Source organism: Thiogranum sp., from assembly GCF_058323355.1.
The window spans coordinates 103,490-114,674 of the sequence record NZ_JBTTIO010000059.1 but is presented as its reverse complement, the minus strand read 5'-3'; the positions used below and the strand labels follow the sequence as shown (position 1 = coordinate 114,674).

At 58.8% G+C, this 11,185-nt stretch carries 13 protein-coding genes; 6 read left to right on the top strand and 7 right to left on the bottom strand.

Translation table 11 applies throughout. The annotated features are described in order from the left end of the window. A partial coding sequence (locus tag ACW81B_RS08875; protein ID WP_491579864.1) for an HD-GYP domain-containing protein occupies positions 1-208 on the top strand: 208 nt, incomplete at its 5' end. Between the two features lie 9 nt (positions 209-217). Here the strand turns inward: ACW81B_RS08875 and ACW81B_RS08870 are convergent. The 7 genes from ACW81B_RS08870 to ACW81B_RS08840 all read right to left on the bottom strand — a co-directional run bounded on the left by ACW81B_RS08870 (position 218) and on the right by ACW81B_RS08840 (position 6,684). Then, entirely contained in the window at positions 218-1,576 is a 1,359-nt protein-coding gene (locus ACW81B_RS08870; RefSeq protein WP_491579863.1) for a type II toxin-antitoxin system HipA family toxin, read from the bottom strand. Then, entirely contained in the window at positions 1,576-1,839 is a 264-nt protein-coding gene (locus ACW81B_RS08865) for a helix-turn-helix domain-containing protein (RefSeq protein ID WP_491579862.1), read from the bottom strand. Before ACW81B_RS08865 ends, ACW81B_RS08870 begins: the two co-directional genes overlap by 1 nt. 131 nt (positions 1,840-1,970) lie before the next feature. After that, positions 1,971-2,741, bottom strand: a complete 771-nt coding sequence (gene pssA / locus ACW81B_RS08860) for a CDP-diacylglycerol--serine O-phosphatidyltransferase (RefSeq protein WP_491579861.1) — start codon at positions 2,739-2,741, stop codon at positions 1,971-1,973. Between the two features lie 21 nt (positions 2,742-2,762). Continuing rightward, positions 2,763-3,377, bottom strand: coding sequence for a phosphatidylserine decarboxylase (locus tag ACW81B_RS08855; protein WP_491579860.1), 615 nt, complete (start codon positions 3,375-3,377; stop codon positions 2,763-2,765). A gap of 55 nt (positions 3,378-3,432) precedes the next feature. Further along, on the bottom strand, positions 3,433-4,455 hold the full coding sequence (gene ilvC / locus ACW81B_RS08850; RefSeq protein ID WP_491579859.1) for a ketol-acid reductoisomerase: 1,023 nt from the start codon (positions 4,453-4,455) through the stop codon (positions 3,433-3,435). A 31-nt stretch (positions 4,456-4,486) separates the two neighbouring features. Further along, complete coding sequence (gene ilvN, locus ACW81B_RS08845) at positions 4,487-4,978, bottom strand: acetolactate synthase small subunit (RefSeq protein WP_491579858.1); 492 nt, start codon at positions 4,976-4,978, stop codon at positions 4,487-4,489. 2 nt (positions 4,979-4,980) lie between these two features. After that, positions 4,981-6,684 (bottom strand): acetolactate synthase 3 large subunit, encoded by a 1,704-nt coding sequence (locus tag ACW81B_RS08840; RefSeq protein WP_491579857.1) that lies wholly within the window; start codon positions 6,682-6,684, stop codon positions 4,981-4,983. 243 nt (positions 6,685-6,927) lie between these two features. Here ACW81B_RS08840 and ACW81B_RS08835 point away from each other — a divergent pair, with 243 nt between their 5' ends. The 5 genes from ACW81B_RS08835 to ACW81B_RS08815 all read left to right on the top strand — a co-directional run bounded on the left by ACW81B_RS08835 (position 6,928) and on the right by ACW81B_RS08815 (position 11,178). Then, positions 6,928-7,374 (top strand): DUF4124 domain-containing protein, encoded by a 447-nt coding sequence (locus ACW81B_RS08835; RefSeq protein ID WP_491579856.1) that lies wholly within the window; start codon positions 6,928-6,930, stop codon positions 7,372-7,374. A gap of 28 nt (positions 7,375-7,402) precedes the next feature. Then, complete coding sequence (locus tag ACW81B_RS08830; protein ID WP_491579855.1) at positions 7,403-7,747, top strand: phenylpyruvate tautomerase MIF-related protein; 345 nt, start codon at positions 7,403-7,405, stop codon at positions 7,745-7,747. Between the two features lie 200 nt (positions 7,748-7,947). After that, positions 7,948-9,654 carry a proline--tRNA ligase gene (locus ACW81B_RS08825; protein WP_491579854.1) on the top strand — a complete coding sequence of 569 codons (1,707 nt, stop codon included), beginning with the start codon at positions 7,948-7,950 and terminating at the stop codon, positions 9,652-9,654. Between the two features lie 49 nt (positions 9,655-9,703). Further along, positions 9,704-10,315: a lytic transglycosylase domain-containing protein gene (locus ACW81B_RS08820; protein WP_491579853.1), complete on the top strand. Its 612-nt coding sequence runs from the start codon at positions 9,704-9,706 to the stop codon at positions 10,313-10,315. 95 nt (positions 10,316-10,410) lie between these two features. Beyond that, positions 10,411-11,178: a sensor histidine kinase gene (locus tag ACW81B_RS08815; protein ID WP_491579852.1), complete on the top strand. Its 768-nt coding sequence runs from the start codon at positions 10,411-10,413 to the stop codon at positions 11,176-11,178. Positions 11,179-11,185 lie beyond the last annotated feature (7 nt).

Below are 11,185 nucleotides of genomic sequence, written 5' to 3'. Positions count from 1 at the left end.
TGCCCGCATACTGGCGGTAGCCAATGCCTTTGTTGCACTGGTCAGCCCGCGCGCCTACCGGCAGGCGGTGAGTATTGAAGAAGCGCTGGACCAGTTACTGAAAGAAGCCGGCAGCAAGTATGACCGCCATGTGGTCGCCGCACTGTTCCACGTGGCCGAGAATCGCAGTGACTGGTCGGAGTGGATCGATAACACTGATCATGACTAGCCGTCATTACTACAACCGTAGTCCGCGCAGACGCTGCTGCATGTCACGGTGAATTCCAACCAGACGTTCACGGTTCTCGACGGGCAAGACCTCCAGCGCCGCGACCCGTTCGCCATAGTCGGCTGTCACTTGCAGCAAACGCTCCACACAGCGCCCAAGCTCTGCGCGACGTAACCCGATGTTATGTGCAAACTGTATACACGCTGCCTGCAGCGGGTCATCCGCGTCCGGGTTCTCACCGTACCCACCGAAGGTTACGGCACACACCATGTTGTGCATACTGTAGGCACGCATTGGCGTTGGATCGTAGACCGGTGAAAAATGCGCTTCGCCCGCCGCGCCCACCAGGGACAGGTTCTCAAGGTGTAAATCGCCATTACCCGTTAACAGGGACAGCAGCAGGCGTTCCAGGAGATGGATTCTTGCCGTCTTTTTGTCCGCTACCAGCAACGGCTCGGCCAGGTCTATGACTTTGCCGATACGGTCCAGCGAACCATCTGTGTGCCGGACAATATCCTTTGCGCCGGATGCCAGTAATGAATACAGACTCTCCATCGGCAGCGGGAGACCGCCAGCCCCCCGGTCGAAACGTTCCACCGCCAGCGCCGGCAGGCCGCCAACTTCCGCAAACCAGTAGCGCGGTGTTTCAAAGCCGGCTTCCCGGTGCAGGTCGAGCGCAAGTGCTTCGAGCGCAACAAGCCCGGGATACGCCTGGGTGCGCTCAATCTTGAGCACCACATCGATGCGGTCATCGCGTGCAACGCGATTCGGCAGACTGATGCGACCGTCCCAGCCCTGGGCGGGTATCGCCACCAGCAACTTGGGAATCGCGCCACCCACCGATGGCGTCGGCCCCAGGCTTTCGAGAATAAAACGCGCATCCGCATCCAGCCAGGAAATCATGTCCTTGAGCGAAAAACCGAAGCGGTCGCCAATCGGCACCAGCGGACCACTGTCGTCACGGGTATACCAGCGCTGCGCGGCATCGTCATCGGTAAACACATCGACATGCCCGATACCGCCGTGTCCGGTATGCGCCAGCAACGCCAGGTCCGCCTCGAAACCGCTGCCTGGCTCAATGCCTTTCTCGCGCAGGAATGCCAGCATCAGCTTGCGCTGGAAATTCTGTTCATCAGCGGGGGGTATCAGTGCGCGGAAGCGCGGGTGCAGGGAACCACTCTGATGGTGGACAATGGTCGTGTCGGCAAACAGTTGCGGGGAATACACCAGGCTCAGGCCCGGAAGACCACTCCCGACAAAGTCCGGCGCGTAGGAAAAACGTGCGTCGGTATCCGTGACATAGAGGCTGCCCATCTTGACCGGCTGCCCGCCGGCACGTGTCCAGATACTGAGCTGCACGTCCTGCATCAGAATAAATCTCCGCGGGTCAGTTTTTCCGTGAAATCACTGTCCGGCACCAGCGTCAGCCTCAGCCCTGCCGCACCGGCCAGCCTCGCCAGTGTGGCCAGGTCCGCTCGCCCGGTACGCTTGATACGGGAAATGCTCGAATCCGGCACCGAGGCCCGCTCCGCCAGTTCAGCCTGCGACCAGCCGCGATCGCGTGCCTGGCGGAGAATATCCTGCATCAGACTGGCCACGACCGTGTCGTGTTTTTCGAGAGATATTGTCATGTTTGACAAGTATAGCGTAGTTCTATAGTTGTCAATACTGACAAATTATGGCGTATATTTAATATTTTTGACGTAAACGACAATTAATATCGGGAAATCGCCGGAAAATCTGTCATCCGTCGGTGTGCGGGTTACCGGGAACGTCGTCGCTGACGGCGACGCTGGCGTATCTGGTATAGCGTCACCACCGGGCCGGAGATCACGTACAGCAGGAAACCAAAAAACAGCACGCTGGGCGGATGACTGGAAATCACCACAAAAACCACCACGGTGAGCACCAGCGCCACGAAGGGAACACGGTTCTTGAAATCGATTTCCTTGAAGCTGTAGTAGCGCACATTGCTGACCATCAGCGCCCCCATGGCGGCGGCCAGCACAGCACCCACCATCCACATGTCCTCACCACTGAGGTTGTTGTCCTCGCTGAACCACACCAGCCCGGCCAGTACCGCGGCCGCGGAAGGACTGGGCAAACCCTGGAAGTAGTGTTTGTCTGCGCTGTCAACCTGGGTATTGAAACGTGCCAGGCGCAGCGCGGCACCGGCGGTATACACAAAGGCGGACAACCAGCCGAGCTTGCTCCAGATCCAGCCCTGCTCGATCATACTGCGCAACGCCCACTCGAAAACAATCAGTGAAGGCGCAAGCCCGAAACATACCATGTCCGACAGGCTGTCGTACTGCACGCCAAATTCGCTCTGGGTATTGGTCAGGCGCGCGACACGGCCATCGATCCCGTCCATGACCATGGCGACAAAGATGGCTATCGCCGCCACCTCGAAGTTACTGCTCATGGCCGACACAATGGCGTAAAACCCGGCAAACAGACCGGCTGTGGTAAACAGGTTGGGGAGGAGATAGATACCCCGGCGACGGGGTCGAGCCTGCTGTTCTTCGTCCATACTGTTGCCCGGGCGCAAAGCCTATTTGTGGACCAGAGAAGCTATTACATCAGATCCGGCCCTGACGTGCGAGCCGGCCTTCACCTGCACACGGCTGTTACAGGGCAAATAGATCTCCACCTGCCCGCCCATCGGGATATAACCGCAACGCTGCCCCTGCCCGACCCGCTCCCCGATACCCACATAGCAGCGCGGCAGGCTGCGCAACGGCCCGCGGTGCATAACGATAACCAGGTCGTCATTCTCATCGGTCTTCAGCCAGACACCGTGCGGCCGGTCGGCACCACCATCGTGCGGCGGCTCCATCACTTTCCCTTCCACCGGGCTGCGCGTGCTGTAAACGCCGATATGACTCATGTCGATCACCACCAGGATGGCATCGCGATCAAGGTAGGGATCGCGGGTGTTTTCCACCCGGGCAACAACACCGTCAGCAGGGCTTACGACCGCAAGCGGGCTGGCGGGTATGTCCCGCTTCGGGTCACGGTATAAAAAAACAATGGACAGGCAGAGCAGCCACAACGGCAATGACCAGAGCCAGCCAGCGGTATCGGCAACAACAAGTCCGGCAACAGCAACCACCAGGAACGGCAGCCAGCCTGCACGGGAGAAATAGGGATAACGGCCTGTCGCCATGGCGTGGGGCTCGAAAAAAAGCGGGGCTGCAAACGCAGCCCCGGATGATTACGGGTTAGTTGACCTTTTTATCGACGATTTTATTATCGCTGATCCAGGACATCATGCCGCGCAGCTTCTGACCGACCTGCTCGATCTGGTGCTCACGGCCCAGACGACGCTTGGCCTTCAGTGTGGCGGCACCGGCCTGGTTCTCCAGGATAAACTCACGGGCAAACTCACCATTCTGGATCTCGGTCAGGATGCGCTTCATTTCCGCCTTGGTTTCTGCTGTCACGATGCGCGGGCCGCGGGTCAGGTCACCGTATTCGGCGGTATTGGAAATCGAGTAGCGCATGTTGGCAATGCCACCCTCGTACATCAGGTCGACAATCAGCTTGAGTTCGTGCAAACACTCGAAGTAAGCCATTTCCGGCGCATAACCGGCTTCGGTCAGCGTTTCAAAACCGGCCTGCACCAGTGCCGTGGCACCGCCACACAATACCGCCTGTTCACCGAACAGATCGGTTTCGGTCTCTTCCTTGAAGGAGGTTTCGATCACACCGGCGCGACCACCGCCATTCGCCGACGCGTAGGACAGCGCAATGTCTTTTGCCTTGCCACTGGCATCCTGGAACACGGCGATCAATGAAGGCACACCGGCGCCCTGTGTGTACATGGAACGCACCAGGTGGCCCGGGCCCTTGGGCGCAATCATGATGACATCGAGATCGGCGCGCGGTTCGATCTGTTCGTAATGAATATTGAAGCCGTGGGCAAACGCCAGCGCCGCGCCCTTCTTGATGTTGGGCTCGATCTTGTCGCGGTACAGCTTCGCCTGGTGTTCGTCCGGCGCCAGGATCATTACCACGTCGGCGCCGTTGACGGCATCCTCGATCGACTTGACGGTCAGCCCGGCGTTCTTCGCCTTGGCTTCGGAAATCGAACCTTCACGCAGGCCGACGGTAACCTCCACACCGGAGTCCTTCAGGTTGTTGGCATGTGCATGCCCCTGCGAACCGTAACCGATAATGCTGACCTTCGAACCCTTGATGATGGAAAGGTCTGCGTCGTTGTCGTAATAAATGTTTAGTGCCATAGCTCTGTACCCTGACTGGATTTCAAATTCGTTACACATGCAAGGCGCGTTCACCGCGCGCAATGCCCGTCACGCCGGACCGCACCACCTCAATGATGTCGGCCGCGTCGATTGCTTCAATAAAGGCGTCCAGCTTGCCGCTGGTGCCGGTCACTTCAATGGTATACAAGGTGTCGGTCACGTCGATGATACGCCCGCGGAAAATGTCCGCCATGCGCTTGATCTCTTCGCGCCCGTCACCGGTCGCGCGTACCTTGATCAGCATCATTTCACGCTCGATATGCGCGCCTTCACACATATCCATCAGCTTCACCACGTCAATCAGCTTGTTCAACTGCTTGGTGATCTGCTCGATGATCTGGTCGGTGCCGGTGGTCACCAGCGTCATGCGCGACAGCGAGGGGTCTTCGGTCGCCGCTACCGTCAGTGACTCGATGTTATAGCCACGCGCCGAAAACAGCCCGGCCACACGCGACAGTGCACCTGCCTCGTTTTCCATCAGTATAGAGATGATATGCCGCATGCTTACACCAGTATCATTTCATTCAGGCCGGCACCGGCCGGGATCATGGGATAGACGTTCTCGCTCGGGTCGATCAGGAAATCCATGAACACCAGGCGATCTTTCAGCTTCATGGCTTCCTTCAGCGCGCCCTCGACATCTTCCGGCTTGCTGATCTGCATGCCGACGTGTCCATAGGCTTCCGCCAGCTTGACAAAGTCCGGCAGCGATTCCATATACGAACTGGCGTAGCGGCCCTGGTAGAAGAACTCCTGCCACTGGCGCACCATGCCGAGAAAACCGTTGTTCAGGTTAATGATCTTGATCGGCAAGCCGTACTGCAGGCAGGTCGACAACTCCTGGATGCACATCTGGATACTGCCTTCGCCGGTAATGCAGGCCACGGTGCTTTTGGGGTGTGCAACCTGTACACCCATCGCCGCGGGCAGGCCGAAGCCCATGGTGCCCAGCCCGCCGGAATTGATCCAGCGGTTCGGCTTGTCGAACTTGTAGAACTGTGCGGCAAACATCTGGTGCTGGCCCACATCGGAGGTCACAAAGGCATTGCCCTTCGTGACCTTGTACAGGGTCTCGACCACCGCCTGCGGCTTGATGTGCTCGCTGTCGGTACTGTATTTCAGACAATCCATGGCGCGCCATTCGTTGATCTGCTTCCACCAGGCCTTGAGTGCCGCCGCATCCGGCTTTGCCTTGCCGGCCTTCATCTGGGCAATCATTTCCTTCAACACCTGGTCGACCGGGCCGACGATCGGCACATCGACGCCAACATTCTTGGAAATGCTGGCCGGGTCGATATCCACATGGATGATCTTTGCCGTGGGACAGAATTTTTCCACGTTGCCGGTCACGCGATCGTCGAAGCGCGCGCCGATGGCAATCAGTACATCACAGTTGTGCATGGACATGTTGGCTTCGTAGGTACCGTGCATGCCCAGCATGCCGACAAACTGTTTGTCGGTCGCCGGGTAGGCGCCCAGCCCCATCAGTGTATTGGTGATGGGGAAATTCAGCAGCTTCGTCATCTCAACCAGCTGCTTGCTGGCATTACCCAGAATCACGCCACCACCGGTATACAGCATGGGCCGTTTTGCCGACAGCATCAGCTCAATAGCCTTTTTGATCTGCCGTGGGTGCCCCTTGGTGACCGGGTTGTAGGAGCGCATCTTGATGCGTTTCGGATAATGGAACTCCGCCTTCAGCGTGCTGACGTCCTTGGGAATATCGACGACCACCGGCCCGGGACGACCGGTCGTCGCCACGTAAAACGCCTTGCGGATGGTAAGCGCGAGGTCCTTCACGTCCTTGACCAGGAAATTGTGTTTCACACAGGGACGGGTGATACCGACATTGTCGACTTCCTGGAAGGCATCGTTACCGATCATCGCGGTCGGCACCTGGCCGGCAAATACGACCAGCGGAATCGAATCCATGTAGGCGGTGGCGATACCGGTCACCGCATTGGTTGCACCTGGACCCGAGGTCACCAGCACCACACCGGGACGGCCCGTGGAGCGCGCATAGCCATCAGCGGCGTGCGTCGCAGCCTGCTCATGGCGCACCAGAATGTGCTCGACCGTATCGCGCTGGTCGAGTGCATCGTAAATCGGCAACACCGCGCCGCCGGGATAGCCAAACACATGCTTGACGCCCTGCGCTTCGAGGCTGCGTACAAAAATTTCCGCGCCAGTCAGCTCCACCTGTTTCATCTCCCGGGTGCAGACAAAAGTCAAAAAACCAGAAAAAAAGCCCGTATATCGGGCACATGCACAAAAGTGCAGGTTCAGAACTGGCTAATATTGCCACCGTTTCCGGACAGAATCCAGACCTGTTTTAAACGGAATACCCTGACCTGCTCAACGTTTTCCCGCCGCTGCCGTGAACCCATGACTTGCCGCACGCGTTTATGCGTGGTAAGTATCTGAAATGCGACGACAACCAAGGGGGTTTACATGAACGCTCGGACACTCATCAGCGCCATCCTGCTAGTGGCGATGGCTGGCGGCGCCCAGGCCGCCATGTATAAATGGAAGGACGAGCATGGCAACACCCAGTTCGGCCAGTTCCCCCCTGCCGGGGTCGAAGCCGAACGGATGAAAGCCCCACGCGCACCTGCCTCGTCCGGTAAATCCGGCCCCGGCCTGCAGGAGCGCGTCAAGGCGCTGGAAGAGAAACAGGGCCAGGACCGGGAAAAGGCACTGATGGAGAAACAGGACCGGGAACGCGCCGCGCAACTGAAACAGAACTGCGACAACGCACGAAAAACCGTACAACTGCTGGAACGTGGCGGCAACCGCCGCTATCGCATGCCGGACGGCACGGTCCAGCGCCTTGACGAGAACGAAACCCGTCGTCGCATCAATGAATCGAAACAATATCTCAAGGAGAACTGTTCCTGAAGCCCGACCATGACGGAGGAGACCGAACATGCCGCTGCTAAAAATCCAGACCAGCCAGGCCATCGATGAAACAACCGCAAAGGCCCTGATCAGGGATGCCTCGGCCAGCATCGCCGGGCTGCTGGGCAAACCCGAGCGCTACGTGATGGTCAGTCTCGAACACAATCCCCGCATGTTGTTTGGTGGCAGCGACGACCCGCTCGCCTACCTGGAACTGAAGAGTATCGGGCTGCCTGAATCACAGACGGCTGAGCTGTCGAGTAGCCTTTGCAACCTGCTCAACACATCGCTGGGCCTGCCGGCTGACCGCGTGTATATCGAATTTGCTGATGCCGCCCGGCATATGTGGGGGTGGGATGGGGGGACATTCTAGCTTTTCAGGTCTGTGCGATGGCTCTTTCATGGCGCCTTGCGCATGCCTGCGCCGAAGCCATGAAAGAGCCACCGTGCAGGGCCACGACTCGAAGCCCCCTTGCATCTGATGCGTGACAGAAAGAAAAATCAGCGTTTCCCTAATTCCGGCCCCACCGTTACAATCCTGCGTCATATTCCCGGACAATTGATGAAACCCGAATGAAAGTCTCCCGCTTCCCCCTCGCCACCGTAAAAGAAACCCCCGCCGACGCTGAAGTCATCAGCCACCAGTTGATGATGCGCGCCGGCATGATCCGCAAGATCGCCGCCGGCCTGTACAGCTGGCAACCACTTGGCCTGCGCGTACTGCGCAAGGTTGAAGCCATTGTGCGTGAGGAAATGGACCGGGCCGGCGCGCTGGAGTTATTGATGCCCGCCGTGCAACCCGCCGAACTGTGGCAGGAATCCGGTCGCTGGGAACAGTACGGGCCGGAACTGCTGCGCTTCAGGGATCGCCACAACCGCGAGTTCTGCATCGGCCCGACCCACGAGGAAATCATCACCGACCTGGTACGCCGCGAAGTGCGCAGTTACAAGCAACTGCCGGTCAACTATTACCAGATCCAGACCAAGTTCCGTGACGAGATCCGGCCACGCTTCGGCATTATGCGCGCGCGTGAATTCCTCATGAAGGACGCCTACTCGTTCCACCTCGACAAGGCCTCGCTGGATGAAACCTACCAGCTGATGTACGACACCTATACACGCATCTTCACCCGGCTGGGGCTGGACTTCCGCGCCGTGCGTGCCGACAGCGGTTCGATCGGCGGCGCTCTGTCCCACGAGTTCCATGTGCTGGCCGATTCCGGGGAAGACGCTATCGTGTTTTCCAGCGAAAGCGACTATGCCGCCAACCTTGAACTGGCCGAAGCGTTACCGCCTGCAGGTGAACGCCCGGCTGCCACAGCTGAAAAACGGGCCGTCGATACACCCGCTGCGCACAGTATTGAGGAGGTATGCAAGGCACTCGATGTCAAACCGGAACAAACCCTCAAGACCCTGCTGGTGGAAGGTACCGGAGGTGGCGTGGTAGCGCTGTGTCTGCGCGGCGACCACATCCTGAATGAAATCAAGGCGGAAAAACTGCAACAGGTGGCGCAACCGCTCACCCTGGCCAGCGAGGAACAGATTCGCGCGACGGCAGCTTGCAGCGCCGGCTCGCTGGGCCCGGTCGGGCTGGAAATCCCGGTCATCGCTGACCATTCCGCCGCACAGCTGGCCAACTTCGTGTGTGGCGCCAATGTCGACGGCAAACACCTGACCGGCGTCAACTGGGGCCGTGACTGCCCGGAACCGCAGGTCGCCGACCTCCGCAATGTCGTCGAGGGCGACCCCGGCCCGGACGGCAAGGGCGTGGCAAAGATCGCCCGCGGTATCGAGGTCGGTCACGTGTTCCAGCTCGGGGACAAATACAGCCGTGCCATGAAAGCCACTGTACTGGATGAAAACGGTAAGGAAATTATCATGCAAATGGGCTGCTACGGTATTGGCGTGTCGCGTGTCATCGCCGCCGCCATCGAGCAGAACCACGATGACCATGGCATCCGCTGGCCTTCCGCGCTGGCGCCCTTCCAGGTCGCACTGCTGGGCATGAACCGCAAAAAGTCACACCGGGTGCGCGAAGCCTGCGAGGAACTCTACGAACAACTGCTGGCCGCCGGGCTGGATGTCATTTTTGACGACAGAGAGGTAAGGCCCGGGGTCATGTTTGCCGATATGGAGCTTATTGGTATACCGCATCGGGTGGTAATTGGTGAAAAAAATCTGGACAAGGGGCTGGTGGAGTACAAATCGCGCAGCGGTGGCGACAACCAGGACATTGCGCGTGATGAGATTGTCGCCTTCCTCAAATCACAACTGGCCTGAGACAACCCCGGCCCATTCGTCATACCGGCGAAGGCCGGTACCCAATGCATTGACGGCCCTGGATTCCGGCATACGCCGGAATGACGGCATCCGGGGACTGACTTGTCTGTTGCCCCTGCTCGCCCTCCTGTACTGCGGTGTGATCAATGCCGCCACCCAGGAACGCCCCGACGCCGAGATGCGCGAACTGCTCATCCATGCCGTACAATCCTCCGACAGCTTTGCAGACCGCTTCGCTGCCGAGGTCTGGCTAACGGACATGTCGAAGCGGCTGGCGGGTAAAATCTCCGACCCCGAAGAACGCCTGCTGATCCTGAAAACCGCCCATTACGAAGCTACCCGCGCCAACCTGCCACCGGAAATGGTACTGGCGCTGATCGAGGTGGAGAGCAACTTCGACCGCTTTGCCATTTCACACGCCGGCGCACGCGGCCTGATGCAGGTGATGCCTTTCTGGCTGGATGAAATCGGCCGCCCCAACGATGACCTGTTCGACATCCACACCAACCTGCGCATGGGTTGCACCATCCTGCGCCTCTACCTCGACAGGGAAAAAGGCGACCGGACACGGGCACTGGCCCGCTATAATGGCAGTGTCGGCAAGACCTGGTACCCGCAGCGGGTGTTCAGGGCCCTGTCAAAACGCTGGTACCGCCTGTAATCACCGCATGGACTGCATAAACCTGCAATTGTTGCAGTCGCTGGCCCACAGGTTAGACTACCGGCATCGCACACAGTACTACGAACCCGGCCTACATGTCTGAAACCAAACGCCACATACCATCAGCGCCTCCTGTCCGGGACAATCTCTCTGGCCAGGCGCAGGATAACGGACTGGAACAACAGGTCGAAATCCTCAAGCAGGAACTGGAATCCCTGAGCTATTCTGTCTCGCACGATTTGCGCGCACCGCTGCGCAGCATCCGCGGTTTCACAGAAGCGCTACTGGAAGACAACAGCGAACAACTGGACGCAACCGGCAAGGACTACCTGAAGCGGATTTCAGGCGCCGCCAGGCATATGGGTGAACTCATCGACGCCATGCTGGTTCTGTCACGCGTGACGCGCAAGGATATCCGTCACACTGACGTTGACCTGTCACAGGCCGCCCGTGAAATATCGGCCCGGCTTCACCAGCAGGAACCCTCCCGCACCGCTGAATGGGTAATCACCGACAAGCTGCACACCGAAGGCGACCCTGAGCTGTTACGGATCGTGCTGGAAAACCTGCTCGACAACGCCTGGAAATACAGCAGCAAAAATAGCGGGGAAACCTGTATCGCATTCGGCGCGACCGAACAGGACGGCCGGACAGTCTTCTTCATCCGTGACAATGGCTGCGGGTTTAACAGCAACTATGCGGACAAACTGTTTACCGCCTTCCAGCGCCTGCACGGCAAGGAATATGCGGGCAACGGTATCGGGCTCGCCACGGTTCAGCGCATTATCCAGCGACACAGGGGGCAGGTGTGGGCTGAAAGCATACCCGGCGAAGGATCGACGTTTTACTTTAGCTTCAATTGAGTGAACA